19 protein-coding genes and 2 pseudogenes are annotated in these 26,988 nt (G+C 70.7%); 4 read left to right on the forward strand and 17 right to left on the reverse strand.

The genetic code is table 11. From position 1 onward, the window contains the following. Positions 1 to 114: 114 nt before the first annotated feature. Complete coding sequence (locus AB0M27_RS26555; protein WP_365724772.1) at positions 115 to 1,194, reverse strand: alpha/beta hydrolase; 1,080 nt, start codon at positions 1,192 to 1,194, stop codon at positions 115 to 117. Positions 1,195 to 1,307: 113 nt separating this feature from the next. Here AB0M27_RS26555 and AB0M27_RS26560 point away from each other — a divergent pair. The 3 genes and pseudogenes from AB0M27_RS26560 to AB0M27_RS26570 form a co-directional block, all read left to right on the forward strand. Next, positions 1,308 to 1,844: pseudogene (locus AB0M27_RS26560) on the forward strand (amidohydrolase family protein); the annotation flags it as partial. Between the two features lie 92 nt (positions 1,845 to 1,936). Continuing rightward, positions 1,937 to 2,002 (forward strand): annotated as a pseudogene (locus tag AB0M27_RS26565) (hypothetical protein); the annotation flags it as partial. A gap of 64 nt (positions 2,003 to 2,066) precedes the next feature. Then, a complete protein-coding gene (locus tag AB0M27_RS26570; protein WP_365724844.1) occupies positions 2,067 to 2,249 on the forward strand; it encodes a hypothetical protein in 183 nt (60 codons plus the stop codon). A gap of 26 nt (positions 2,250 to 2,275) precedes the next feature. Here the strand turns inward: AB0M27_RS26570 and AB0M27_RS26575 are convergent, their stop codons facing one another. Continuing rightward, positions 2,276 to 2,398 (reverse strand): hypothetical protein, encoded by a 123-nt coding sequence (locus tag AB0M27_RS26575; RefSeq protein ID WP_365724846.1) that lies wholly within the window; start codon positions 2,396 to 2,398, stop codon positions 2,276 to 2,278. 587 nt (positions 2,399 to 2,985) lie between these two features. Here AB0M27_RS26575 and AB0M27_RS26580 point away from each other — a divergent pair. Further along, positions 2,986 to 3,456 (forward strand): NUDIX hydrolase, encoded by a 471-nt coding sequence (locus tag AB0M27_RS26580; protein ID WP_365724774.1) that lies wholly within the window; start codon positions 2,986 to 2,988, stop codon positions 3,454 to 3,456. A 420-nt stretch (positions 3,457 to 3,876) separates the two neighbouring features. Here AB0M27_RS26580 and AB0M27_RS26585 read toward each other — a convergent pair whose 3' ends face one another. From AB0M27_RS26585 to AB0M27_RS26655, 15 genes are all read right to left on the reverse strand, one after another. After that, positions 3,877 to 5,109: a helix-turn-helix transcriptional regulator gene (locus tag AB0M27_RS26585; protein ID WP_365724776.1), complete on the reverse strand. Its 1,233-nt coding sequence runs from the start codon at positions 5,107 to 5,109 to the stop codon at positions 3,877 to 3,879. Positions 5,110 to 5,476: 367 nt separating this feature from the next. Continuing rightward, the gene (gene hisC, locus AB0M27_RS26590; protein WP_365724777.1) at positions 5,477 to 6,544 is read right to left on the reverse strand and encodes a histidinol-phosphate transaminase; all 1,068 of its coding nucleotides are present in this window, start codon (positions 6,542 to 6,544) and stop codon (positions 5,477 to 5,479) included. Between the two features lie 46 nt (positions 6,545 to 6,590). Continuing rightward, a complete protein-coding gene (locus AB0M27_RS26595; protein WP_365724778.1) occupies positions 6,591 to 7,883 on the reverse strand; it encodes an ATP-grasp domain-containing protein in 1,293 nt (430 codons plus the stop codon). A 30-nt stretch (positions 7,884 to 7,913) separates the two neighbouring features. Then, the gene (locus AB0M27_RS26600; RefSeq protein ID WP_365724780.1) at positions 7,914 to 8,750 is read right to left on the reverse strand and encodes a TauD/TfdA family dioxygenase; all 837 of its coding nucleotides are present in this window, start codon (positions 8,748 to 8,750) and stop codon (positions 7,914 to 7,916) included. Continuing rightward, positions 8,732 to 9,958, reverse strand: coding sequence for an MFS transporter (locus AB0M27_RS26605; protein WP_365724782.1), 1,227 nt, complete (start codon positions 9,956 to 9,958; stop codon positions 8,732 to 8,734). Before AB0M27_RS26605 ends, AB0M27_RS26600 begins: the two co-directional genes overlap by 19 nt. Further along, the gene (locus AB0M27_RS26610) at positions 9,955 to 11,355 is read right to left on the reverse strand and encodes an FAD-linked oxidase C-terminal domain-containing protein (protein WP_365724784.1); all 1,401 of its coding nucleotides are present in this window, start codon (positions 11,353 to 11,355) and stop codon (positions 9,955 to 9,957) included. The genes AB0M27_RS26605 and AB0M27_RS26610 overlap by 4 nt, the downstream gene beginning before the upstream one ends. Then, positions 11,352 to 11,561, reverse strand: coding sequence for a ferredoxin (locus AB0M27_RS26615; protein WP_365724785.1), 210 nt, complete (start codon positions 11,559 to 11,561; stop codon positions 11,352 to 11,354). The genes AB0M27_RS26610 and AB0M27_RS26615 overlap by 4 nt, the downstream gene beginning before the upstream one ends. A gap of 51 nt (positions 11,562 to 11,612) precedes the next feature. Then, the gene (locus AB0M27_RS26620; RefSeq protein WP_365724787.1) at positions 11,613 to 12,809 is read right to left on the reverse strand and encodes a cytochrome P450; all 1,197 of its coding nucleotides are present in this window, start codon (positions 12,807 to 12,809) and stop codon (positions 11,613 to 11,615) included. Next, the gene (locus AB0M27_RS26625; RefSeq protein ID WP_365724788.1) at positions 12,806 to 18,949 is read right to left on the reverse strand and encodes an amino acid adenylation domain-containing protein; all 6,144 of its coding nucleotides are present in this window, start codon (positions 18,947 to 18,949) and stop codon (positions 12,806 to 12,808) included. Before AB0M27_RS26625 ends, AB0M27_RS26620 begins: the two co-directional genes overlap by 4 nt. Positions 18,950 to 18,959: 10 nt before the next feature. Beyond that, positions 18,960 to 19,364: a nuclear transport factor 2 family protein gene (locus AB0M27_RS26630; RefSeq protein ID WP_365724789.1), complete on the reverse strand. Its 405-nt coding sequence runs from the start codon at positions 19,362 to 19,364 to the stop codon at positions 18,960 to 18,962. Further along, positions 19,361 to 21,544 (reverse strand): aminotransferase class III-fold pyridoxal phosphate-dependent enzyme, encoded by a 2,184-nt coding sequence (locus tag AB0M27_RS26635; protein WP_365724791.1) that lies wholly within the window; start codon positions 21,542 to 21,544, stop codon positions 19,361 to 19,363. The genes AB0M27_RS26630 and AB0M27_RS26635 overlap by 4 nt, the downstream gene beginning before the upstream one ends. Before the next feature lie 99 nt (positions 21,545 to 21,643). Continuing rightward, on the reverse strand, positions 21,644 to 23,527 hold the full coding sequence (locus tag AB0M27_RS26640) for a beta-galactosidase (protein ID WP_365724792.1): 1,884 nt from the start codon (positions 23,525 to 23,527) through the stop codon (positions 21,644 to 21,646). Next, positions 23,524 to 24,561 carry an alcohol dehydrogenase catalytic domain-containing protein gene (locus tag AB0M27_RS26645; RefSeq protein WP_365724794.1) on the reverse strand — a complete coding sequence of 346 codons (1,038 nt, stop codon included), beginning with the start codon at positions 24,559 to 24,561 and terminating at the stop codon, positions 23,524 to 23,526. The genes AB0M27_RS26640 and AB0M27_RS26645 overlap by 4 nt, the downstream gene beginning before the upstream one ends. Next, positions 24,558 to 25,511 carry an inositol monophosphatase family protein gene (locus AB0M27_RS26650; protein ID WP_365724796.1) on the reverse strand — a complete coding sequence of 318 codons (954 nt, stop codon included), beginning with the start codon at positions 25,509 to 25,511 and terminating at the stop codon, positions 24,558 to 24,560. The genes AB0M27_RS26645 and AB0M27_RS26650 overlap by 4 nt, the downstream gene beginning before the upstream one ends. Further along, positions 25,508 to 26,776, reverse strand: a complete 1,269-nt coding sequence (locus AB0M27_RS26655; protein WP_365724798.1) for an aspartate aminotransferase family protein — start codon at positions 26,774 to 26,776, stop codon at positions 25,508 to 25,510. The genes AB0M27_RS26650 and AB0M27_RS26655 overlap by 4 nt, the downstream gene beginning before the upstream one ends. Between the last annotated feature and the right edge of the window lie 212 nt (positions 26,777 to 26,988).

The raw sequence follows: 26,988 nt of genomic DNA on the forward strand, positions 1-26,988 counted from the left end.
CTCGGAGACCCCGCCACCGGGACGGCCACCCGGCGATCACCCGCACCCGCCAGCGGAAACCCGCTCCGCAATCAACCGGAAACGGTCATCAGAATCCGCCCGGTGAATCCAGAGTCAGTCGTGAAGGCCGGAGTTGAGGAACGCGTTGGCCTGGTCGACAGCGGCCTTGGCGGCATTGGTGTTTCGGAGCGCGTTGAGCATCACGAAGTCGTGAATGATGCCCTCATAGCGCACCGCAGTGACGTCGGTGCCCGCCGCGCGGAGCTTGGCTGCATAGGCTTCGCCCTCGTCCCGCAGCACGTCCGCCTCGTCAGTGATGACCAGCGCCTTGGGCAGCCCCTTGAGTTGATTGAGGCTGGCGCGCAGCGGAGAGGCGAGGATGTTCTTGCGGTCCTTGAGATCGGGAGCATAGGCGTTCCAGAACCACTGCATGCCCTTGCGGGTCAGCCACGGGCCGTCGGCGAACTGCTGGTAGGAAGCGTCGTTGAAGGCGGCGTTGGTGACGGGGTAGAACAGCAGCTGCCCCCGCAGCTTGGGCCCGCGCTGCTGCTTCGCCAAGAGCGTGACAGCAGCGGTCATGTTGCCGCCGACTGAATCGCCGACGACAGCGATTCGGGAGCCGTCGACATTGATCTCACTGCCGTGTTCGGCAACCCACTTGGTGGCGGCGTAGGCCTGCTCGATCGGGACCGGGAAGTGTGCCTCAGGGGAGGGCGTGTAGTCCACGAAGACCACTGCGGCGCGGGCACCGTTGGCGATCTGGCGCACCAGCCGGTCATGAGTGCTTTCGTCACCCAGGACCCAGCCCCCGCCGTGGAAGTACATCACCACGGGGAGTTTGCCATGCGCTCCCGCGGGGCGGACGATCCTGATGGTTACCCTGCCGGTGGGGCCGACGGGGAGCGTGCGGTGCGAAATGACAGCCGGCAGCTTGTCCACCGGAACCGCCTGAGCGCTGTCCAGTGCCTTACGGGCGTCCTGGTAGGAGAGGGTGTAGATGGGCGGCTGCTTGGCAGCCGCGTCAGCGAACACCTGCGCACCCTGCTCCAGCACCACAGAAGAATGCTTCTGATCGGCTGACGCCTTGGAGTCGGAATCAGAGGATGCCATGGCGTTTTTGGCGCTGATGAGTGCGGCAACCAGCGGAATGGCTGCGACGATTCTCATCTTACGGCTGTTACGGGCGAGGGACATGACAGAAACTCCTCGTGAAGGTTGAGCAGTGAGAAAGGAGACATCACGTGCAGTGAGGGCCGGCGTCCCGGGCGGAGCGCCGGGACGCCTAACCGGACCCGGGCTGGCTCGGTCGCAACGACGTGCAGCGCGGCCTCGCTGCGGTGCAGCGACGCGGCCTCGCCTTCGACCTCTTGGTTCGGGCCCGAGAGCTCCCAGCGGCAACCGAAACGGTCCGACGATTCCCCGAGCTGCAGTTCGTACTCGATCACATCGCGAAACCACGCATTGACGACGGCCAGGACGATCCATGGATGCAGCGCATGCCAGCGCTCGCGGCACAGCCGAACGTGTCGGTCAAACTGTCCGGCATGGTCACCGAGGCAAACTGGGCCTCCTGGACCCCTGACGATCTGCGCCCGTTTGTCGACCGCGTCGTGAATTGGTTCGGACCGGACCGCCTCATGTTCGGCTCGGACTGGCCGGTCTGCCTGCTTGCCGGCACCTACGAGGAGGTCATCGCGGCCTTGACCGCCACGCTGATGCCAACGAGCCCTGACGAGATCGCTCAGATCTTCGGCGGCAACGCGCAGCGCGTGTACCGACTGGACAATGCCAGCGGGCATTCAGACCGCGTTCGAGATCTCTGGCATGGGACGATCCCTCGGTGACCCGACTCGTAAACCGTGGCCGCTGCCTTGAGGAGCTTGAGCGCGATCGTTGGCCGGCCGCGTCGGGCGATGTGACCCGTCTTATCGCGACCGTGCACACGCTTCGGCGTAAGCCGATCGGCGAGCTGACCGTCGAGGACCTGCGCCTGCTGGGCAGGCAGGACGTGGGCTTTACCTATGTCTTGCCGGTGGCACTGGAGGTACTCCGGGACGACCCGAGGCATGGCCAGCGCCACCACCAACATGCTGCGCGACCTCGGCTTCGTCCTGGGTCCCGTCGTCGGCGCGGTCGCCCTCGGCGACGCGGGGTCGGCGTTCGCGACGCACCTGGCCGGCGCGGACCTGCGGCCGGTCAGGCGGCGGCGGCACGGGAGATCGCCGGGGCCGGAGGGCCCATCGCCGTGAACAGCCTGCCGCCCGGCGCCCCGGGATCAGCGGCGCACGGCCTGGCCCTTGACGCCCTGGGCAGCGGCTTCAGCACCGAGTTCCTGGTGTGCGGCGTGGCGGCCGCCGTCGTTGCGGCTCTGACTGCCTTCGGCATGATCGGAGTCCACCGCCACTCTCCCGAGGACGAGGTGTCCGCACCGCCGGCTCCCGGAAGCGACGCCCGAGCGGAATCCGCCCCCAGCGTCCTTCGCCCCTGAGCTTCAGCGACTTCAGGACGTCACCGGGACGATCGACGCGCACGGCCCCGTCTGCCGCACACCGGGGCGCGGCAGGCGGGGTCGTGCGCACGGCCTCGGCCCACCTCTCCGCCCGACCCGCCGTCAGCCGTCGGTTGCGGGGGAGCCGGTGTCGCGGCACAAGCCCACGGCGGCGAGGAGGGCACCCACGAGGCACAGAACAGCGGTGACGAGAACGGCGGCGTGCACACGGCGGCGTGCACACGGCGGGGTGCACACCGTTCATGAAGGCGTTTGGTGTGGCTGCCCGGTCCGTGCCACTTACGGCAGCGTCGGGTACTCTTTTCACACTGCAACCCCTAGCTAGTCCAGGTAAGAACGGCGCGAATCGGGTTCGGGGATGCACCATCAGGATGTTGACGTTCGCCGCCGAAGACGGAGCCGAAACCCTGTAGGTGTTCGGCCACCGAAGTGAGGGCGGCTCGGTTACACCTCCGGTGAAGGGGAGACCAACCGCATTGGAGCACAACGCCCTGCCCGACTCTTACAAGCTCGGTGCGACGTGCGTGGCTTTCAACACGTCAGGACAGGTCCTCATCGCTCGACGACAAAGCCCGGACCGTTGGGAACTGCCAGGGGGGCTGGTCGACCCCGGGGAAAGCTTGAGCGATGCCGCTGCTCGCGAGACGTTCGAAGAAACCACGGTCCGTGTGAATGTCTGCGGCCTGGTGGGCTTGTATCAGCATCCCAGTCGACGAATCCTTGCCGCCGTGTTCATCGCGACGGCAATCGAGGGAGCAGCCCCTCAACCCACCCAGGAAACCCGCGAAGCTCGCTGGAGCTACGTGCCTGACGCCTTGTGCATACTGCACCCGTTGTACCGACCCCGACTAGAGGATGCCCTCGCCGCCAGCAACACCGTCGCCATGCGGGTGCATGAGGGGAGCACCATGCTATCGACGCTGGCCGTGCGTTCGACGCGGCTTTGAACCTTCGTGGATCTCATCTCGTCGTTCCCGGCTGATGCGTAAACGATGGACGCCTCGGAGCCAGGAGTTGGCTTCCCCAACAGCCGCCGGCACCTCCTGTGGTCGTAGCTGGGTCCGCGAACAGCATGTTGGGCATAAGAGGACTCGATCACCGCGAGCAGACCAGCCCAGCCGACACACACACGATCAACGCCTTCTGTTAGGCGTAACAATCACCGATCTCGTTCACCTGAACATTTGTGATGTTCGACACTGCGAACAAGCCGTGTTGTCACTCGCCACCCGTCTGGATGTCGCGATAGATTCCAGCTCGGTGACCAGCAGGTGACAGACGGGGGAATCGAGAATGTCGCGAGGTGGGCCAGGAGTGTTGCTCGGACTCGGGGTTGTCGTGCGACGAGCCCAAGGAACGTGCTGCGTTCAGTCCCGGGGGTGGTTGCGGCTGGATGTCGCGAGCGCCTTCCACGCTTCAGCGGCCACGTCCAGGAATCCAGCGGACTCCGCCTCACGCGCGACCCGCTCCATCAATTCGAGACCCGGGCCCCTGTCGCCCAGACCGACCATGGCGGCAGCCAACAGCAACCGCGTTCGCGCGCGGTCCTGGTACGCCAACGCGTCGCGTTTGAGTGCTTCTTCGGCCTGCTCCACCGCCTCCGCGAAGTCCTCGTCGAGGAAGTGGATGCGAGCCCAGACCGCTCTGAGTTCCGCAGCGTGTATGTCGTGGCCCACGAGACACAGCGCAGGTGCCGCCTCGTCAAGCCACCCGCGTACTTCTTCGGTCGGGCTGCCCGTGACGCGGAGCTGGAGCGAAGCTGCGGCCACGCGAAGCCGGGCCCAGGAGAGCAAGTCGTCGCGGCTGTTCAGTGTGGCCAGCGCGTGGCGCATGAGCTGCATGCCTTCAGCGGCCATGCCCTGCCGGACACGAACGCTTGCTGAGGCCCAGAGGGCCTTCGCCTGCAGTTGGCCGGAAACATCGCCGACTTGGGCCAGCAGACCCGGAACGCGTCCGCCCGCCTGCGAAACCAATCCCGCCTCGGTTTCGGAAGCCATCAAAGCCATCACCGAACGCAACTTGAGCTGAGGCAGGCTCGCAGGTGACTGCCGAACGAGTGCGACGGCCTGTTGAGCTGTTGCCAGCGATTCCGTGAGGTTTCCCAACACTCGTTGGACCCCAGCCAGTTCGGTGAGCGCGCTGGCCCGTACGTGATCCGCCGCCGCGGTGTCGGCAACATCCGCGAGTCGACGGAGGCAGTCCGCCTGCTCCTCCAAGCGCCCCAACGACTCATATGCGATCGACAACATCCAGAGAAGTTGCCAGTCGGCCATTGTCGTGGCGGCCTCTTCCATCGGCTGGAGTAGCTCGGCAACCCGCTCGAAGTCCCCGGCCTTCAGTGCGATCGCCGCCTCGGCTTGAACAATCTCATGGGCGTCCGCCCGTCCCGGCGGTTCCTCCTGCAGGAGGTGCTCCACGGGAATGTTCAATCTTGCGGCCAAGTATCCGACCACGTCGGGGGAGGGGAGCCGTGCACCACTCTCCAGCTTGGAGATGTAACTCGGGGACACGGACGCACTGGTCAGATCGATCTGTTTCAAGCCCGCCGCAAGACGCAACTGCTTGAGGCGCCGACCGAATTCTGGCTGCCTAGGTTGCATCGTTGCAGATTCTACCTTCCATCAAGGAGCGACAGTGACTGCACCTCTCACAACCATCCGTTCATCGAATCGGCGCTCTGGACGTCACAGCCGCCTGCCCGGTGATGACGTCGAGGGTGAGGCGACATCCACGGGCAGTGTGACAGAAGAGATCGAGTGGCCGTAGTGACCGATGGGTCCCGTTCTGACACGCGTAACAAACTAGGGGTGTCATGATAGTGCCCGATTGTGGTCACTTTCCAGTCACGATGACTCGATATGTTCTGACCGATCCAGAGTGGAGCCGACCGGCTACGCCTCTCGCGCCTGAGTGTGGCCCCCAGTTCCGGCGAGGATGAGTCGGTACAGGCATGACCAACGAGTCAACTCAGCCGCCCAGTACGATCGCCGCGAACTCCTCCGCCGCCTGTACGAAGACCTCGTTCTCCTGCCGCAGCCCGACCGTCACCCGTACCCCCTCGCGCCTGAAGAGCCGAACCACCACGTCGCGTCGAGCGCAGAACTCAGCGAAGTCCTTCGATCTGTCGCCCAGGGGAAGCCAGAGAAAGTTCGCCTGGGACGCCGGGACACGCAAGCCCGCCCTCAGCAGCCTGTCCCGCACTCGTTCCCGCTCCGCCGTCACGGTCCGGCAGCGGTCGCCCACCTCGGCGGTGTGCGCCAGCGCGGCCACCGCCGCCGCCTGCGCCGGCCGACTGACCGCGAAGGGCACCGCCACCTTGTTCACCGCCGATACGACGGCGGGCGACCCGACGCAGTACCCGACCCGGAGGCCGGCCAGCCCATAGGCCTTGGAGAAGGTACGCAGAACGACCACGTTCTCGTGCTCACGGGTGAGTAGGACACCGTCGAGTACGTCCGGGTCAGTCACGAATTCCCGGTACGCCTCATCCAGGACCACGAGCACATTGTCGGGGACCCGTTCCACGAAACCGCGCAACTCTGTGGCGCTTACTGCGGTGCCGGTCGGGTTGTTGGGGTTGCAGACGAAGACCACGCGGGTCGCCGGCGAGAGGGCGTCCCCCATCGCGGCGAGGTCATGACGGTGTTCGGCGTCCAACGGGACAGTACGGGCGTGGACCCCGGCGACCCGCGCGAAAACGGGGTATGCCTCGAACGAACGCCAGGCGCACAGCACTTCATCGCCCGGCGCGCAGTAGGCCTGGACGAGTTGCTGGCACAGACTCACCGAACCGCAGCCGATCGCGAGCGAGGACTCCGGGACGCGAAGTTCGGCGGCCAGTCGTGCCACCAGGTCCTCGGAGAACCACTGCGGGTACCGGTTTCCTTCGGCGGCGGCCCGGGCGACCGCCTCGACGACCGAGGGCAGCGGTGGCAGGGAGCCCTCGTTGGAGTTGAGCAGGATCGCGCCCGGCAGCCGGCCGGGAATGATGTAGTCGGGGATGCCGGCCAGATCGGCTCGGGTGGGCACACCCATGGGGGCAGCTTCCTTTCGTCCGTGGGGAGTGCAGCGATAGGCCGGTTCAGCGCGTCGCCCGGCCCGGCGCGGCGAGCCGGAAGACTCCGTCCTGCAGGCCCTGTATCCGCCGGTGGTCGGCGAGCAGGTCCTCGTAGCGGTCCCCGACCAGGGAGACCCGCAGCGGGCTGGAGAGCAGATCGGTGGTCGGGCGCATCCGGTCGCCGGGGCGGAGCCGGGGCACGACCAGCCGGACCGTGCGCAGGGCGGCGATCCGGGCGAGGACGTCCTCGTCGATCTCCTCGACGATCCCCTCCCGGGTGGTCCGCCCGTGCACGACGAGGGCTTCCCGGTGCTTGCGGTACATCGTGCGCCCCGCGTACCGGTGCCGGAACTCCTCGGGCCGTACGCAGGCAAGGGCAAGCAGGTCCGCCTGGTTGCCGTCCATGCAGGTGTCGTGGACGGCGGGCACCATGTCTCCGTTGAGCCGGGCCCCGACCTCGACCAGTGCGGGCCCCTCTGGGGTCAGCACGACCTCGGCGTGGGCGGCGCCGAAGCGGATGCCGAGGGCGTCGAGGACGCGGTCCACGTAGTCGACGAGGACGGGTACCTCGAGGCTGTCCGGATCGAGCAGGATGTCCTTGTCGTAGATGCGCTTGGTGCCGGTCTCGGTCTTCTCGTACCGCCACACCCCGCACACGTGGCGCCCGCCGCCGGGGCCCCGGACGACGTCCACGATGTACTCGGGGCCCAGCAGGAAGGACTGCGCGAGGACCTCGCTGTTCCGGCGCTCGAAGATGTCGTACGTGCCGAGGACGGCGGCCACGGCGCTGCGGATCTCCTCGGCACCGCGGCAGATGGAGACGCCGTCAGTGGAGGCCGAGCTGAGCGGCTTGACCACCACGGGGTAGCCGGCCTCGCGCTCGGCCCAGGCGACGATCTCGGCGGCGTCCGCGGACTTCACCTGCCGGGCGCAGCGGAGCCCGGCGGCCCGCAGCGCCTCGATCATCCGGTACTTGTCGCGGCGCACGGCGGAGGTCGCGGCCGGGTTGCCGGGCAGGCCCAGCCGCTCGGCGACGGCGTCGGCCGGGGGGACGCCGGTCTCCTGCCCGGGCAGGACGCCGACGGGGGCGTAGGCGGCGAGTTCTCTGGCGGTCCGGTCCCAGTCGCCGGTGCTGTGCACCACGTTGGCGACGTAGGGCCCGAGGTCCGGGGGTGGGACGGAGGCGAGGAACTCCGGGGTGGACTGCAGGTGGACGACGTCGGCGCCGAGCCTCTTGAAGGCAGCGGGCAGGAACTTGCCGATCGAGTACCCGTCGACGATGACGCCGACCGGACGGCTCGGGGCGAGGTGGCTCATGGGAGGTCTGGTCCTTCCGTGCGCTGCCGGTCAGGCGGCGACGCTGATGCGGTGCACGGTCCGGCCGACGCCCTCGGGAAGGTCGGTCGCGCGGTGGTAGGTGGTGGCGGTCTTCCAGATCAGGAGGTCGTCGGGCGTCCAGCGGTGCTCGTAGACGTGGGCGGGGTCCTGCACCAGGGAGTCGACCAGGTCGAAGAACTCCTCGTTGCCGTTGGCGTCGAGACCGGCGACCGAGTCCATGTACTCGCGGGCGGCGTACAGGAAGCGCCGACCGGTGAAGGGGTCGCGGCGGACGACGGGGTGCTCGACCGCCGGGTACTCGTGGGCGACCAGGGCCCGCATTTCGGCGATGGACAGGCCCACGTGGCGGGGCTCGATGCGCTGCTGCCTGGTCAGGGTGTGCAGTCCGGTGAGGCCCTCCAGCCGGGTCTTCCACTCCTCGGGCAGCCGGTCGTAGACGTCGGCGGCGGAGGCGAAGAGGGTGTGGCCGTGCTCCTCGGGCACGTTCACTCCGTGCAGCACCGTGTATTCGGCCGGACGCGCGTTGTACGACGAGTCCTGGTGCCAGAAGTTCCCGACCCGGGGGACGCCGACGGGCTTGTTCTTCCGGCGCTCGTTGGAGGAGACGAGGATCTCGGCGAACTCCGGGTGGCGCCAGTCGCTCAGCAGGAAGGGAACGGGGGTGCCGAGGCGGGCGGCGAGCCCGATGTGCTGCCCGGGAGTCAGCCGGATGCCGCGCAGCACCACCAGGTCCCGCTGGTGGACGGAGTCGGCGACGTCCGCGTACAGCTCCTCGTTCCGCAGGTCCTCGTGGGTGACTCCGGTGTACTCGACGCCGATGAACGGGGTCAGATCGCGTCGGTGCATGAGGGTTCCTCCTTGTGCCAGGTGTAGGGACTGCTGCGGACCACCGTCAGCAGGAGCCAGGCGGTGCACAGGGCGCCGCCTGCGACGGCCCAGGGAATGCCGGGGGCGGACGGCCGGGCGAGCAGCAGGGCGAGGTGGGGCGCCAGGATGCAGGCGATGTTGACGCCGGTGGAGTAGAGGCTGAGGTTGCGGTCCGCGGAGGCCTCGGTGGACAACTCGCTGACGTAGCCGAGGAGCCCCGGGAACACGACGATCTCCCCGGCGGTCCACACGAGTGTGGACAGGACGAGCGACGGGCCCGATCCCGACAGCGCCATCAGCAGGAAGCCAGTGCCCGCGAGGCCGTAGCCGAGGAGCAGGGTGAGCAGGTGTCCCGTCCTGGCCATCAGCACGTTGAGGGGGACCTCGAACAGGACGATGCCCGCCGCGTTGACGGCGAAGACGACACCCGCCCAGTACCCGGGCAGCCCCAGTCCGACGATGACGTAGGTGGAGACGAAGACGGACGGCAGCGAGTAGGCGAGCTGGACGGGCAGCGAGAGGCCGAAGATCGTCCAGAACCGGGTTCCTTCGTAGGGGGTCCGGCGGACGGCGCCAGTCCTCGGGGCGGTCCGCGGCGGCCGGTCCGCCGCCGGCGCCCCGCGGGAGCGTGCCGCGAGGTGTCCGGCCGCAGCCAGGGCGCAGCCGGCGTTCGCCCAGAACACCAGCCGTGCGTCGACGGCGAAGAGCAGCCCGCCGGCGACGGGTCCTGCGGCCATGCCGAGGTTGATGGCGAGCCGGTAGCAGGAGAACGCGACTTTCCGTTCCTCGGGGCCCGCGCAGGCGACGGTCGCCGAGTACGCGGCCGGCGTGACGATCTCGTATGCGAACCCCCACACCAGGACGGAGGCGACCAGCGGCACCACGCCGTGCAGGAAGGGGAACACGGCCAGGACCACGGCGTTGAGACTCAGACCGCCCAGCATCAGCGCACGGGCGGTGACCCTGCCGAGCAGGACGCTCGCCGCCAGGTCGGCGGCGAGGGCCCCCACGCCGAAGCAGGCGAGGACGGTGCCGGCCATGCCCTTGCCGAGCCCCTCGTGCACCAGCAGGTGGGCGGCGAGGAACGGGTAGGCCATGGTGCCCGTACGGAAGATCAGGGTGGTGCAGAACAGAGTGCGCAGCGGCGCGGGGAGCCCCGCGACGGTGCGGACGGTACGGGTGATCACGGGGCGCGCCCGCCCGCCGGGCGCCGGGCGAACAACGCACCCGGATTGAACAGGCCCGCGGGGTCGAGGGCGTCCTTCAGCTGCCGGTGGACCCGCATCGAGACGGGGCCCAGTTCCCTCTCCAGCCACTCCGTCTTGAGCTTGCCGATGCCGTGCTCGCCGGTGACGGTGCCGCCGAGGGACAGGGTGAGGGCGAGGATGGCGTCGAAGGCGTGACGGGCACGGGCGTACTGTGCCGCCGACGCCCCGTCGTACAGGACGGTGGGGTGCATATTGCCGTCACCCGCGTGGCCGACGACGGCCACGGTCAGCTCCGCCTCCGCCCCGATCTTCTCGCAGCCGGCCATGAGTTCGGCGATCCGGGTGCGGGGCACCGCCACGTCCTCGGTCATGCAGGCTCCCCGCGCCTCCAGGGCGGGGAGGGACACCCGGCGGGCCCTGAGCAGCAGACCGCCCTCGGCCGGGTCTCCGGTGGCATGCGTCCACTCCGCGCCCGTCTCCTTGAAGACCCGGTCCATGGCGTCCAGTTCGGCGGCGGCCGACTCGCCGCCCGCATCCGACTGGCACAGCAGCAGGGCGCTGCCGTCGCCCGCGCCGAGGTCCGCTCGCAGGTAGTCGGCGGAGGCCCGCAGGGAGGTGGCGTCCATGATCTCCATCAGGGAGGGCACCAGGCCGGCCCGGACCACGCGGTTGACGGCGTCCCCGGCCCGCTCCACGGAGTCGAAGGCGGCGACGATCGTGCCCGGCGCGGCGGGCAGCGGACGCAGCTTCAGCGTCGCCCCGGTGATGATCCCGAGCGTGCCCTCGCTGCCGACGAACAGCCGGGTCAGGTCGTAACCGGCCACACCCTTGACGGTCCTGCGGCCCGTGGTGAGCAACGAGCCGTCGGCCAGGACGACTTCGAGGCCCAGGACGGCGTCGCTGGTCACGCCGTACTTTCCGCAGCACAGGCCGCCGGCGTCCGTGGCGAGGTTGCCGCCGAGCGTGCACCATTCGAGGCTGGAGGGGTCGGGCGGGTAGAAGAGGCCGTGTTCGGCGGCGGCGTCCCGGAGCATCCGGTTGATCACTCCGGGTTGGACGACGGCCAGCCGGTTGTCCGCGTCGAGCTGGAGGATCCGGTCCATCCGGGTGGTGACCAGGACGACGCAGCCGTCCACCGCGTTGGCGCCGCCGGTCAGACCGCTGCCCGCACCGCGCGGGACGACGGGCACGCCGGCCTCGGCGCAGGCGCGGACGCAGGCCTGCACCTCGGCAGTGCCGGCGGGCAGCACCACGGCGCGGGGGCGGCCCGCCGGGGCCAGAGGCATCATGTCGCGGGCGTAGCCCTCGGTCGCGTCCGGGTCGGTGAGCACGGCAGCGCTGCCCACTGCGTCCCGCAGTCGGTCGATGAGACTCACGCGGTGCCGTCCTCGGCATCGACGAGGATCGCGCGGGCCGGGCAGAGGTCCGCCGCCTCGTGGACGGCGTCGGCGAGCGCGGCGCCCGGCTCGGTGTCGATCAGCACGACGATGCCGTCGGTCTCGTCCTGGTCGAAGACGTCGGGTGCCGACAGGACACAGTGCCCGGCTCCGACGCATCGCTCTGGTTCGAGGGTGATCTTCACGGTGGTTGGCTCCTTGTCAAGAGGGCGGACGGGTGACCCGGGGCGGGGGATTCACCACGTCACAGGCAGTTCATGGATGCCGTAGACGGCCATGTCCGACTTGAAGCGGATCTCCTCGACGGGCACGGCGACCCGCAACTCCGGCAGGCGGCGGGCAACGGCGTGGTAGGTCTCCTGGAGTTCGACCTTCGCCAGGGACTGGCCCAGGCACTGGTGGGGGCCGTAGCCGAAGGCGAGGTGGCCGTGGGCGCGTACGCCGGGGTGGAAGTCCTCGCCGGAGGGGAAGCGCGAGGGGTCCCGGTTGGCCACGTTGATTGCCGCGATCACGCCCTCTCCCGCCTTCACGAGGTGGCCGTTGACGTCGACGTCCTCGGTGGCGATCCGGCGGATGCCGCGCTGGACGATGGTGAGGTGGCGCAGCAGCTCCTCCACGGTGTCCCTGAGCTGCCGGGGGTCCTCGTGGGTGCGCAGGGCGGCGAAGTGGGCGGGGTGGCGCAGCAGGGTGAGGATGCCGAGGGAGATCATGTTGGCCGTGGTGTCGTGCCCCGCCGTGAGCAGCAGCAGGGCCATCGCGCTCAGGGTGCGGCGGCTCATCGCCCCGGTGCGTACCTGCCGGACCACCATGCGTCCGATGAAGTCGTCCCCCGGGTCCTGCTCCCGTACGGCCACGAGGGATTCGAGGTAGTCCTGGAGTTCCTGACGGGCCGCGGCGGCGGTGTCGGTGGTGCCCGCGACGGCGTTCATGGTGTGGGTGAGCGAGCGGAACAGCTCCCGGTCCTCCAGGGGCACGCCGAGGAACTCGCAGATCACCGAGAGCGCGACGGGCAGCGCGAGATCGGCCACGAGGTCGGCGCTGGGCGGCCCGTCCAGCATGCGGTCGAGGCAGCGCGCGACGACGGCGCGCACCGCCGGGCGCCAGGACTCGGCCCGCCGGACGGTGAACTCACCGAGCACCAGGCGGCGCAGGGCGTCGTGCTCGGGGTTGTCCATGATGAGCAGCGTCGGTTCGACGGCCGTCTCGGCGGCGGCGACGGCGCTGGAGAGCGGATAGCCGGGGCGGCTCTTGTCGGCGCTGAACCGGGGGTCGCCCAGCACCACCCGGGCGTCCTCGTAGCGGGTGAACAGCCAGGGGCGCACCTCGTTCCAGATCGGGACGCGGGGCACCTCCGGCTCGTCGCGCAGCCGGGTGACCTCCTCGGGCGGGGCGAACGGGCACTGGCGGGCCATCGGATAGAGCACTTCCGTCATTCGCTTGTCTCTCCGGTCGGTGCGAGGTACTGCCACCAGCGGTCGATCACGGCGTCGTCCCAGTCGGGCGGGGTGATGCCGTGGGTACGCAGGGCGGCGAGAGTGGTTTCGTTGCGGTAGTGGGCCGGTTGCACCGGTCCGGGTGTGTCGCACAGCTCGCGCAGGTGCTCCCGGTAGGCCAGAGCGGGAAGTTCGGTTCCCTGGGCCACCGCGTCGTCCAGCCGCCCGAGCCAGGTGCGCAGGCCGACGGGGCGGGTGCGGGAGCCGGTGCGCCGGTCGTGGCCGGCGAGGAAGACGCCGAGCCCGGTACGGCGAGGGTGGTGCAGATGGTGGACGGTTCCCGGCGGGGCGTCGGCGAGGGCCAGCGCCACCAGGGCGCGGGCCATGACGTCGACGGGCAGGGCGTCGGAGGCGAGGCCCGGGTGGGCCGGGTAGCAGCCGAGGGCGGCCGAACTCACCAGGAGCCGGGTGAGCATGTCGTCACGGCTGAGCGCACCGGTCGTCACGCTGCCGCCGGCGCGGCCCAGCCGGTACGTCCGGGCGTCGGCTCCCCGGGCGACGGCCTGGCGGACCAGCTCTTCGGCCGCCCACTTCGCCGCGGCGTAGCCGCGTCCGCGGGGGTGCCGTTCGTGCTCGGCCGGCGTCGACTCGCTCAGAGTGCGCGGGCGGCCGTCCGGGGTGTGCTCGTGCAGCACGGCGAGCGTGGAGACGTGGTGGAAGCGGGCGGCTTGGCCCTCGGCGGCGATCCTCAGCAGCTCCTGGGTCCCGCCGACGTTCGCCGCGGCGAGGTGCTGGTAGCCGGAGAGGTGGTGGACCTCCGCGCCCAGGTGCAGGACGGTGGCCGCCGCACGGGCCGCGTCCTGCCCGGGGGTTCCGGTCAGTCCGAGGCCGGGCAGGGTGAGGTCGCCGGGGATCGGCACGATCCGGGAATCGGCGGCGTCCAGGGCGAGCGCGTGCCGGCGGGCTGCCTTCGCCAGCCGGGCGCGGGCCGCTTCGGGCGTCGCGGCGCGGACGAGGCACAACACCGGTCCCTCGGTACGGTCCAGCAGTTCGCGCAGGACGTGGATGCCGACGAACCCGGTGGCGCCGGTGAGCAGGACGGAGTCCGTGCGGCGCGGGGCGGCGACGGGGCCGGCGAAGGTGATGCCGGGGTCGAGCACGACATCCTCGGGGAGTACCGTCGCCGTCTTCGTGCCGGCGTCGGGGCGGGCGAGCGCGCGTGCGGTGGCCCTGACTGTCGGCTCGGCGAGGAAGTCCCGGACCGGTATCCGTGTGCCGTACTGCCGTTCGATCTCGCCGAGCAGTCGGATGAGCCGCAGCGAGTGCCCGCCGCGCGCGAAGAAATCGTCCGACGGCCCGATGGACGGTCCGCTGCCGAGGACCTGCCGCCACAGGGCCAGCAGCCCCTGCTCCAGCGGGCTCGGGGCGGGGCCGGTCCCCTCGGCGGGGCCGTGGTCCCGCGCGTGGGCGGCGAGGCGGGCGGCAAGCGCGGTGCGGTCGGCCTTGCCGTGGCTGCTGGTGGGGATCCGTGCGACCGGCACGACGTACCGGGGCACCATGTGGCCGGGCAGACGGCGGACGAGATGGGCGCGCGCCTCCTGCTCGTCGGCGGTACCGACGTAGGCGACGCCGAGGTCGGCGTCGGCTCCCTCGCCGACCAGCACCGCGATGGCCTCACCGATCCGCTCATGGCCGGTCAGCGTGGCCTCGATCTCACCGAGTTCGATCCTGAAGCCGCGCAGCTTGATCTGCCCGTCGAGCCGGCCCAGGTAGTCCAGGGTCCCGTCGGGCAGCCGGCGTACCCGGTCCCCGGTGCGGTACAGACGCCCGTCGCCGAGGACGGGGACCGTGGTGAACAGATCGCGGGTGCGTTCGGGATTGTTCCAGTAGCCGACGGCCACTCCCGCGCCGCCGAGCCAGAGTTCCCCCGGTACTCCCGTGGCGGCCGGCCGGCCGTGCCGGTCGATCACATGCGCGGTGGTTCCCGGCAGCGCCCGGCCGATCGGGATCCTGCCGCGTTCCTCGTCCGGACCGGCCTCGTGGGTCGTGGCGAGGATCGCCGCCTCGGTGGGGCCGTAGCCGTTGATGACGATGCGGCCCCGGGCGTAGTGGCGGGTGTCGTGCGGGTCGGCGGATTCGCCGGCCACGACCAGAACCCGTACCGAGGCCAGGTCCGGGCGGCCCAGCGCACGCAGCAGCGAGGGGACGATGACCATCACGGTCACCCCGTTCTCGCGCAGGGCCCGGGCGAGTGCGGCGGCGTCACCACGGGTGGCGTCCCCGCAGTACACCAGGGTGCCTCCGGAGACGAGGGGCATGAACTGTTCGTAGGCCGCCACGTCGAAGCCGGGCGAGGTGAGCTGCAGCCAGACGTCGTCCGGCGTGAACGGGTGGCGGGCCAGACTGGCGTGCAGGGTGTTGACGACCGAGCGATGAGAGACGACGACGCCGCGCGGCCGGCCGGTGCTGCCGGACGTGTAGATGATGTAGGCGGGGTCGGTGGCACGGGCCGCCTGTCGCACGGGTGCGGTCTCGTCCGAGGGGCGGACGAGCCGGTCGATGTCCAGGACGGGCGGCAGGCCGTCGGTTTCCATGCCGGGGAGGAACAGCCGGTCGGAGATGTCCTTGGCGGTCACCAGCGTCCGGGCCCGGGCGTCCGCGAGAACGTACCGCAGCCGTTCGGCCGGATACGCCGGATCGAGCGGGACGTAGGCCGCGCCGGTCTTCAGCACGCCGAGAGCGGCCACGATCAGCAGGGGGGTGCGCTCCAGACAGAGGGCGACACGCTCACCGGGGCGCGCCCCCTGGGCGAGGAGCCGGGTGGCCACGTCGTCGGACAGCCGGTCGAGTTCGCGGTAGGTGAGGGCGGTGTCGTCCCCCACCACGGCGGTCTTGCCGGGGTGGGCGGCCGCCGTGCGGGCGAACAGCGAGGTGAGAGTGGCATCCGGGTGGGCCGGCGGTCGCTCGGCGTCCGGTGCGGCCAGCAGCCGTTCCCGCTCGCCGGGTTCGAGCAGCTCGATGTCGCGCAGGACGGTGTCGGAACCGGCGTCGGCGAGCCGGCTCAGCACGGCGACGAGCTGGCCCGCGAGTCGTTCGACGGTGTCCCGGCGGTAGAGGTCGGTGCTGAACTCCGCCTCCAGGCCGAGTCCCTGCGGCGACTCCTGGAAGGTGAAGGTCAGCTCGAACTTGGCGGTGCCGTTCTCAGCCGGAGGCCAGGGCTCGGCCGGAGCGGGGCCCAGCCGGAGCGGGCGAGGTGGGTGCTGCTGGTGGTTGACGACAGCGCGGAAGGGGCTGGACCCGCGGGAGACCCCCGCGGCGCCGAGTTCCCGGCACACCGTCTGGAAGGGCACGTTGTGGTGGGCGTACGCGGCAGTGCAGCCCTCCCGGACCCGCCGGAACAGCGTGGCGACCGGTGTGTCCGCGGTGGCCTCGACCCGGATCGGCAGCAGGTTGACGAAGTAGCCGACGAGGTCCTCGGTGCCGGCCCGCCCGCGGCCTGTCGCCAGGCTACCGAGGCACAGGGTGTCGCGTTCTGCGTGCGCGGCGAGGACGATGTACACCCCGGCCAGGCAGAACATGAAGCGGCTGACGCCGTGACGGCGGGCGGCCTCGGCGTACCGGGCGCTCTCGGCGGCGTTGATCCGCAGCCGGACCCGGTCACCGGCCCCGCTGAGTACGGCCGGCCGGGGATGGTCGGTGACCAGATCGAGGGCGGCCGCGCCGCCCTCCAGGGCGCCCTGCCAGAACTCCAGGGCGGCGTGTTCGCGTTCCGGGAGCCGGTCCAGGGTCTCGCGCACATGGTCGGCGAACGTCAGCCGCAGCGGCGGAAGGTGCGCGTCCGGGTCGTCGTAGAGAGCCGACAGTTCGGTGAAGAAGAGGTCGAGGGACCAGTCGTCGGCGATGACGTGGTGAATGTCGAAGTGGACGACGACGGCGGACACACCGAGGGTGACCACCAGGGTGCGGGCGAGCGGGGACGCCTCTTCGGCGGCCGCTCCGGCGGCGACGAGCGCGCGGATCCGGTGTTGCTGCTCCGCCGGCGGCATCCGGGTCATGTCGTGGTGGTCCACGGCGGCGCCGGGATCCGCGTCCGGTGTCTGCCACCAGCCGTCGGCGTCCTGCCGGACGACGGTGCGCAGGGCCGTCTGGCGCTGCCCGAGCCGGGTGAGCGCGCGGCGCAGCCGGGGTACGTCGACCTGCCCCCGCACCAGGAAGGTGCGGGAGATGACGTACCGCTTCCCGGGCGCGGCCTGCTGCTCGAACCAGATTCCCTCCTGCCCGGGCAGCAGCGGAACACGGGCGGGGGTGTCCGGCTGCCGCTCGGCGGCCGGTGCCGTGCGGGTGCCGTCGGGCTGCCGCTCCGCGGCGGGTGACGTGCCGGTCCCGGCCGGAGCGGCGGCATCGAGGAGTGCGGCGAGCCCGCGCACCGTGGCCGCCCGGAACACGTCCCCCACCGACAGCGTCACGCCGGTCATGCTCTCCAGCCGGGCCAGTACGACCATGGCGGTGAGCGAGTCGCCGCCCGCGGCGAGGAAGTCGGTGTCGGTGCCGACGGGGGCGCCGAGCGCGTCCTGCCACAGGTCCGCCACGAGACGCTCGGCGGGGGTGTCCGGGAGGCTGCGCCCGGCCGTGCCGTCCGCCTGCCCGGCGCGTCGCGATAGGGCGGGGCGGTCGGTCTTGCCGTTCGGGGTGACCGGCAGCTGCGCGAGCGGCGTCACGGTAGCCGGGACCTGCGGCGATGGCAGGAGCGTCGCCAGGTGGGCGACGAGGTCCGGCTCGGCGGCGGGTTCCCGGAGGACGACGAACGCGGCGAGCCTGCGCCGTTCCCCGGTGCCGTGGGCCACCACGGCGGCCTCCCGGACCGCGGGGTGGAGGAGCAGGGCCCGTTCCGTCTCGACCGGTTCGACCCGGTGGCCCCGGATCTTCGCCTGGTCGTCGGTGCGGCCGAGGAAAGCGAGGTTGCCGTCCGGCAGCAGCCGGACCCGGTCGCCGGTGAGGTAGGCCGTGCGGCCGGGACGGCCGGGCTCGGGGATGAAGCGGTCGGCGGTGAGGTCGGGCCGGCCCAGGTAGCCGCGGGCCACACCCGGCCCGCCGACGCAGAGTTCGCCCTCCTCGCCGGGGGCGACGGGGCGCCGGTCGGGGCCGACCACGTGGACGGTGGCGTCGGCGAAGGGACGGCCGATCGGCACGTCCGGCCAGTCGTCGGCGTAGGAGTGCTCCGCGTCGAGTACCAGCCAGCAGGCGTAGACGGTGGTCTCCGTGGGGCCGTAGCCGTTGACGATCCGGCAGCCGGGCAGCTCGCGCAGTGCCGTGCGCACGGCCTCGGCCGAGGCCCGGTCACCGCCCGACACGCACAGCCGCAGTCCGCGCAGCGCGTCGGTGATGTGCTCCATGACGAGGCCGAACAGCGGCGCGGCGAGCCGCAGGACGCTCACCCGGTGCCGACGCACCTCCCGGCCGATGTCGTGGACGCCGGGCCGGGCGGCTTCGGGCAGGACGAGTGTGGCCCCGCTCAGCAGGGCGCCCCAGATCTCGAAGACGGACGGATCCACATGGAGGGGGGCGAGCTGGAGCACCGCGTCGTCGGGCCGGAATCCCGCCTCCGGGGCCCGGGCGAGCGTGAGGACGGAACGGTGTTCCACCTGCACGCCCTTGGGTCGCCCCGTGGTGCCCGAGGTGGCGATGACATAGGCGAGCGTGTCCGGGCCGCCCGGCGCGACGGCGAGCGGTTCGAGGTCCGGCATCTCCTCGTCGACGGTGAGGATCCGCACCCCCGGCAGCAGTGTGCGCAGCCGCTCGGTCTCGTTGCGCGCCACGCACAGGGTGCGCAGGCCGAAGTCCTCCACCAGGGCGCACAGCCGGGCATCGGGAGCCTCCGGGTCGAGGGGCACGTAGGCGCATCCGGCGAGGACCGCGCCGAGAACCGTGGCGACAGTCCCCGCGGACCGCGGGGCGCGGATACCGACCGGTTCGCCGGCCGCTCCGGCACGCCCGAGCCGGGCCGCGACGGACGCGGCCCAGCCGGCCAGCCGGCGGTAGGTCAGGTGCAGGTCGCCGTGGACGAGCGCGGTGTGCTCAGGGCGGGTGCGTACGACGTCGGCGAAGGCGTCGCCGAGGGTGTGGGCCATGGGTGCGTTCATGTACTTTGGTTCAGCTCTCCCGGCCGAGGGCCTCGACCACGCTGGCGGTGTCGTACAGGTCCAGGTAGCGGGAGAGCAGACCGTCGCGAACGGTGAAGACGTTCATCCACTGGGCTTCGTAGCGGCGGTCGTTGGCCAGTACGCGGGTGCGGCTGACCCCCAGGACGACGACCCGGTCGCCCGCGTCCAAGTAGTCGTAGGGCACGCACTCCTGCACCTGGATGAGATCGCGGACGACGGCGAAGAACTGCCGGAATCCCTCGACGCCCCGGTAGGTGCCCGCCCAGGGCAGGGACTTCGGGCCGTGGTAGACCCACTCGAAGTCGTCGGTGAGGAGGGCCTCGATGTCCGCCAGCCGTCCCTCGTCGAAGAGCTGGAAGAAACGGCGGACGACGTCGACGTTCTGCTGGCTCATGCGGTGCTCCTTGCGGTGGTCAGGGTGCGCGCGAAGGCGCGTGCCCGCTCTGCGAGGTGGAAGCGGCCCACCTGGGCGAGGAGGCGGTACGGGGAGGTGCGCGAGAGTTCCCGGGCCGCGCGCATCACCTGGCGGATCTCGTCCTCGGTGGCGACGAGCGGCAGCAGGAAGACGTCGTAGACGACGAAGGCCCTGGCCCGGGTGATCCACCAGATGATCAGGGCGAAGGTCATCCACTCGCCCTCGGGCTCGACGATGCGGCGCAGCGGTCCGGGCACACGGGGTTCGAAGCGGCCCAGCAGGCCCTCGGCGAAGCGGCGCCCGACGACGCCGGCGGGGACGGTGTCCATCGCGGCGATCCCCTCGTCCACCACGGCGGTCAGGGCCGCCACCCGCCGGTCCAGCTGCAGCGCGTCGACCTGGGCGACGGCCTGCAGCGAGAAATGGGCGCCGAGCTGGTGGGCGTGCTGGGTGCGTAGCTCCTCGACGAGTTGCGGGCCCGTGCGGCGGGCGGCCTCGTGGACGGCGTCGGACACCAGGGCGGCTCCGGTGGGGAAGCAGCCGTAGCTGAGCGCCTTCGACAGGCTCATCAGGTCGATCTCGGGCAGCCTGCCCTGGTGCGCGAACCGGGTACCGCAGCGGTAGTAGGAGGTGAGGACCTCGTCGACGCCGACCAGGTACCCGTGCCGCTCGCGGCCCTCGGAGACGGCGTCGAGCAGCGGGGAGGGGATGGCCCCGTAGGAGTCGGAGCTGCCGTGGACGAGTTCGATCCAGACCAGGCCGACCTCTCCGGTCGCCGCCTCCTTCCGGAACTCCTCGGCGGCGTGCGGGGTGTAGGGGTCGATGTAGCGGACGTCCTCGTACAGCGGCCCGAACGGGGCCCGGGTGCGCTCGGCCGCGGTAGCCAGCAGGGACACCAGGGTCTTACCGCCGTAGTTGTGCTTGAAGACCACCATCCGACGCCGCTCGGGGCGGGCCAGCCGGGCCAGGATGAGCGCACTCTCCACCGCGGAGGCGCCGCTGACGGCGGGAAAGGTGTGGGGCAGCCCGGTGTCCCGGGCGAGGACGCGCTGGAGTTCGGCGACGTAGTCGCGCTCTGTGTCGTGTGTGCGGACGACATCGGTGAGTGCGTCGACGGGGTTGTGCCCGGCCACGCCGAGACCCGCACCGCACAGCCCGTCGACGAGGTCGAGGCGGCGGCCCGAGTCCAGCTGGACGGTGAGCCGGGAACCCTTGGCGCGTACGACGTGGAGGGCGCCGCGCAGCTTCCGGTGCATCCGGACGGTCATCGGGTTGACGTGCCGGGCGTACAGGTCGAGGGTGCGCTGCCAGTCGCGGGCGGTGGCTGCCAGGACGCGGTGCACGGGGTGCCGTTCGTCCCAGCGGCCCAGCAGCCGGGCCTTGACCGCGCGCATGGCGACGGTGTTGCCGCCGTAGGTGTTGGAGTGCAGGAATCCGGTGGAGGGGGTGGACCAGGGCGCGAACAGGTCGGGGCTGCCCGCGAAGGCGCCGAAGGGCACCTCGTAGCCGGTGAGGGACTCGCCGAGGACGAAGAGGTCGGGCCGCAGGGCGCGAACCGTCTCGGAGGGCGGGGCGAGTGGGGCGACGTCGGACAGGTCCAGGGCGATGCGGGTGCCGCGGCCCCGGACGTCACGGACGAGCGCGGCCAGATCGGCCAGGTCGTCCGTGCCGAGTCGCTCCGTGCCGCGCAGTACCAGGCCGCAGAAGTCGGCGCTGGCGGCCGCCGTGCGCAGGGCGGCGAGGGTGGGGTGACTGTGGAGTCCGGGGGCGAGCGCCCGCTCGGGACCGTCGCCGAGCGGATCGGCGCGGCGGGTGAGGGTGCCGTCGGGGTCGAGGACGAGAACGCGCCCGCGGTGCCGCGCCGCGGAGCCGGCCGCGCGGTGGCGCAGCAGCTTGACCGCCCCGTGGAGGGCTTCGTACCGCGAATTGGCGAAGAAGCAGCGGTAGGCGGCGGGGGTCCCGGACCCGCCGAGCTCGCGCAGGAACTCGCTGATGAGGTGGCCGGCATGGGCGGAGTCGGTGGTCACGAACCAGGAGGGCATCGCGAAGATCGGATGCTCCTGTTCGATGAGGTCGGAGAGGGTGGTGAGGGTGTCGCGGCCGGCGGGGCGGAACAGGGTGGTGGCCGTGGCGGATGCGACGTCGTGGTTCTGGAACAAGGCGACACCTGGGCTCGAAGCGGGTTCGGGCGTGTTCGTTGGTCCGCGGACGGGCGGCGGGAGAGCGGGGTCAGGTTCGCTCTCCCGCCGCCCGCGTTCTCAGGAGGCCGTCACGCGCAGGGCGTCGGCCTGCTCGCCGCCCCAGGTCAGGGTGACGGCGGCGGTGGAGGGCGCCGTGGGCGTCGCCAGCCAGGCGAGGAGCGTGCCCTCCCGGGAGACGGCCAGCGCCGCGGTCCCCGCGGGGAGTTCGAAGGCCCAGTCGCCGTCGGCGCCGGCGACCCGGTCGTCCGCGCCGGCGGGGTTGAAGGCGCCGATGAAGCGCGTGCCGTCGGGGCCGGTCCGGGTGAGGGCGACGGCCCGCCGGTGGGCGGACGTCCATCGGGGGTCGTCCGTGGCCAGCCGGGCGACGAACTCGCCCACGTCGCCGTGGGCGGGGACGCCCGCGGCGACGGTGAGTTCGCCGGGTGCGGTGCTCGCACCGGGGTGGCCCGCGCGCAGCACACCAGGGGCGTCGGCGGCGTCGTGGGCGGTCGGGTGCGGGGCCTCGTCGAGCCAGCCCAGGCCGACCAGACGGTGGGTGTCCCGCAGCTGCTCGTGGACGGCCTCGGTGAGTTCCCGAAGGACGGTCTTCCCCTCCCGCTGCCACGCGCCCGCCTCCACCAGGGCGCGGTCGACGAGCAGATCCGCGTCGCGGTCGAGCCGGCTGCCGGCCAGGGCGGCGCCGTGGAGCTCGAGGAAGCGGGCGAGCAGCCGCAGGCTCTCCGCGGTGGGGTTGTGCTCGCCGGCCTCCGTGAGGGGTGCTCCGGGGCAGTACGGCGGGGCGTGCAGGGCGGGGTCGACGTTCTCGGCGCGCAGCCCCTCCGGGTCCATGTCGATCAGCTCGCCCCAGGTGCCCGCCGCGCAGGCGGTGTAGACGCTGACCGTGGTGGATCCGAGCGTCAAGGCCAGCAGGGCGTTGAACAGAGGCGCGCGCGGACCGGCGAAGGTCTCGTCGTCCCAGGTGAAGCCCCAGTTGGCCTCAAGCACATCGGTGTCGCCCAGCAGGATCTCGCCGAGGTGCGTGGCGAAGGCCTCCTGACTCTGCGCCGGGTTGCCCACCCACTCGGTGTGCCCGATCAGGTGCCGGGAGCCCTTGAGGGCGCGGTGGCGGGCGGCCCAGGCGTCGATGGTGGCGTCCGGTCCCGTGGCGCGAGCCAGGGGCACGTTGGCCACGCGGGAGGGGCCGGCCGGGAACAGGTCGGAGATCCAGTCCCACAGACCGGCGATGGCCTCGCCGGACCAGCGCGACCACAGCAGCCGCAGTCCGCTGGGCCAGTCGGCGAGGTCGTCGCCGGTGCGCGCGGCCTCGTCGGCCAGTCCGCGTGCGGACAGCCAGCGGGCGAACTCCTCGCGGGCCGCGGGCGAGGCGTCCTGTGCGTCGATGGCGATGTGCACGTCGCCGGACATGCCCTCGTTGCCGAGCTGGAGCGCGACGACGGGGCCCCGGGGGGCGGCCGTGGGGGCCACGACCTCGTCGGCCACGGCCCGCAGCCAGGTGGCGACCTCCTCCTTGACGGCCTGGTCGAGGAGGCTGGGCAACGGCTTGGCCTGGGAGGTGAGCAGGTCACCGTTCAACCCTCGGTAGGGCGTGTGGCCGGGGCCGCACAGCCGGTCGGGGAGCCCGCCGAGCTGTACTTCAGCGTGGATGAAGGGGCCGGGCTTGACCAGGACGGCCAGGCCGGCCTCGGCGGCGAGGCCGATCAACCCGACGACGTCGCGCTGGGGGTCGGTCTTGCCGTGGAAGTCGAACGCGCGCTGCGCGCCCTCACCCGTCTCGTGGAACCGCCAGGGCAGGTAGAACGAGACGACGTCGACGCCGAGGGAGCGCAACTCCGTCAGGTTGCCCGCCCAATTGGCGGGATCGGCCCGGTAGTAGGGGTACTCGCCGATGACGACGGGGCGGTCGGTGCCGGGGATCAGGGCCGTGTTCAGCCGGGTGCTCACGCGGCGCTCCCGTCGTGGTCCGGGACGAGGACGACCTTGAGGGCGGCGTAGTCGGCGCCCGGCACGGCCGCGAGGGCCTTGAAGGCCTCCGTGTGCTCCGCCAGCGGGAAGCGGTGGGTGATCAGCCGCTCCAGCGGGATCGAGCGGGCCAGCTCCACGGCCTTCGGGAAGATCATGCTGTTGTAGTCGCCGGCACCGATGATCTGCAGTCCGCGCTGGAGGATCTCCAGCGGGCGCACGGTCGCGGTGGCGTTGCTGTTGAAGCCCATGACGACGACCCGGCCCCGCGGGGCGGCGTACTCCAGGCTCTGTTCGAGGAGGTTGCCGACGGAGTCGACGACCACGTGACCGCGGTGGGTGAGTTCCGCGTCGTCCGGGGTGTGGACGGTGATCCGGCCCTCGAACTCGGCGGCGGCGAAGATCTCCCGGTCGAGCGACTGGCGGACCGGGTCGGGCTCGACGACCAGGACCCGGGCGCCGTAGCGGGCGGCGGCCATGGCGGTGACGGCGCCCATGGGCCCGCCACCGACGATCACCGCGGTCTCGCCGGGCTGCAGCCGGCCGGCCTCGATGTTGTTCAGGGCGCAGGCGAGTGGTTCGACCACGACGGCCCGGTCGAAGCTCATCCCCTCCGGTATCGCATGGCAGAACAGCTCGGGCAGCAGCATGAACTCGGCGAAGGAGCCGTCGTAGTCGAGCCCGACCTCGGTTCCGGCCTTGTTGCCGCAGAAGTTCCAGTGCCCCTCCAGGCAGGTGGCGCAACTGCCGCAGTACAGGGTCGGGTTGAGGATGACCCGGTCACCGGGCGCGAAGCGGGTCACGCCGGGGCCCGTGGCCTCGACGACGCCGACGGCCTCGTGGCCCATCACCACTCCGGGCTCGGCCGGGAACTTGCCGACGAGCACGCTGCGGTCGGTGCCGCAGATGCCGCTCTGGACGATCCGGATGACGACGTCGGTCGCCTCGCGAGGTTCCGGCTTGGGCCGGTCGACCAGTTCCAGAGAGCGGTCCCTGGTCAGCGTGAGCGCCTTCATGCGTCCCCCTCGGCGGCCGAGGCGGCGCCACGGCCCAGTTCCCAGCGGATGGAGTCGAGCAGTTGCTTGTGCAGTTCGGGCGTCGCCGCGGCGATGCACGACTTCTGGTTCAGCGGCCCGAGGTCGACCAGCGAGGTCGGCCCCAGGTCGCCGCCGTAGGCGTCGGTGATCACGACACCGGCCAGCCGGGCGAGGTAGACCGCCGCGGCGATGTCGTACGGGAACAGGTGCAGGATCGAGCCGCGTCCGACGCGCAGGAACTCGGCCTCGGTGTCGGGGTGGTCGCGCAGGATCCGGTTGCCGATGTCGACGTAGGCGTCGAGCTGGCCGGTGATGATGCGGGAGATGGAGAAGCTGGCGCTGTTGAAGACGAACACACCGCCGGTGTTGGCCGACTGGTCCACGAGGTGGGAGTAGGCCGCGTCCATCAGGCGCATGGGGTGGCCGTTGAACTCGATCGACCAGAACATCTTCGCCAGGTCGGTGGTCCGGCTCAACCGCGGTACGGCGGTGGGGTGACCGCCGCTGGAGAGGCCCTCCGTGTCGTCGCCGTAGATCCAGGCGCCGCTCTTGATCTCCAGCAGGCAGGCGGCCGTGACGTCGGCCAGGGTCGGCTTGCCGTCGCCGTAGGGGGCGGCCGCGATGGAGACCACACCCATCTCCAAGCCGGCCGAGGTGGGGCGGGTGCCGTCGATGGGGTCGACGACGAGCAGGTATTGCGGGTCCGGGGCGAGTTCGACGAAGGCGCCGTCCTCGGTGTAGACGGCGACGGGTACCTCGGCGTGGGCGCGCAGGTAGTCCAGGACGGCCTTCTCGGCCACCTCGTCGACGTCGAACTGGGCGTCGCCGCCCGGGGAGTCGCCGTGCACCTGGCGGGCCAGGCCCCGCTGGCCGTAGGTCAGCAGCTCGGCACGGACGTGTTCGCCTAGACCCTTGAGCAGATTCTTCACTGGGCCAGCTCCGCCATGAACAGGTTCTCCAACTTGTCGCAGATCTCCTTGGCCTGAGTCATCGTCAGGATCAGCGGAGGACGGATCTTCAGGACGTTTCCGTAGCCGTAGCGCGAGGTGCGCAGGATGAGGCCGTGGTCCATGGCCGCGCTCGCCAGGTGGTTGGTGAGCTTGACGGCCGGCTTGCCGTCGGGCTCGCACATCTCGAAGCCGATCATCAGGCCGACGCCACGGACGTCGCCGATGGCCGGATAGCGCAGCTGCATGTCACGCAGGCGCTCAAGAATGTAGTCACCGGTGTTCCTGACATTCGCCAGGAATTCCGGCTGCCGCACAATGTCGAGGGTGACGTTCGCGGCTGCGGCGGCAAGGAGGTTCGAGCCGTAAGTGAACGAGTGATGGTGTGCGGGGAGCCCGGAAAGGCGGTCGTTGGTCAGAATGGCGGCGACCTGCGCACCGGAACCGCCGAGTCCCTTCGCCGTGGTGATGGCGTCCGGCTCGACATCGAAATGCTGGGCGGCGAACATATGGCCAGTACGGCCAATGCCCGTCTGGATCTCGTCGAAGATGAGGGCGATGTCGTGCTCGTCGCAGAAGGCCCGCAACTTCTGCATGTAGCCGTCCGGCGGCATGATGTTCCCGCCGTTTCCGGAAATGGGCTCGATCAGTACGGCAGCAACCCGGCCACTGCTCGCGTACTCGATGAAGTCGTCGATGCGGTCGACGCACATCAGGCCGCAGGTTTCCTTGTTCTGCCCGTAGAAGCAGCGGAAGCAGTACGGGTCGGGAACCTGCAGACCGCCTGGGTACAGAAGCGGGAACGGCTCGCGCCGGAACGCGTTCCCTGACATCGATGCCATCATCATCGTCTGTCCCACATGGCTCCGGAACAGCGTGATGACCTCGGACTTACCGGTGGCGTGCTGCGCCATCTTGATGGCGCCCTCGTTGGCGGACGACCCGCCGGAGACCTTGGGGTGGACCCGGGTCAGATTGGCCGGCGAGGTCTCCACGAGCCGCTGCACGAGCCCGTTGATCGGGTCGCTCTGGTACGAGGAGGTGAGATGGACGACCCTGTCGAGCTGGTCCTTCATCGCCTCGATCACGGCGGGGTGCGAATAACCGAGGCTGAGGTTGAACGTCGCCGACGCGCAATCGAGGTAACGGTTTCCATCGGAGTCGTACAGATAGACGCCTTCACCCCGATCCATCTTGAGCGCACTGACGGGATAATAGAGATGATCGGTCACTGTCTTCGTATCCATCTTTTTCCTCCCGGGCAAAAAGAAAGCACTGCCTGTTCAAATTAGCGGCCGAAGCAATATGCCGGTGATCAGGGGCAGTTGCAGACACCCAGAGCACGCGAGATGCGCGGTAGGGCTGATGAGGCGGAGTAGTTTTCCGGTCCCGCTCGGATTCACTCAACATCCCCAGCAAGAAGATCATATTTGATCTCTCGATGCAAGGAGAGGCGGGG

The sequence above is a fragment of the Streptomyces sp. NPDC052107 genome (assembly GCF_040680215.1).
In the GTDB taxonomy this organism is placed as follows: domain Bacteria; phylum Actinomycetota; class Actinomycetes; order Streptomycetales; family Streptomycetaceae; genus Streptomyces.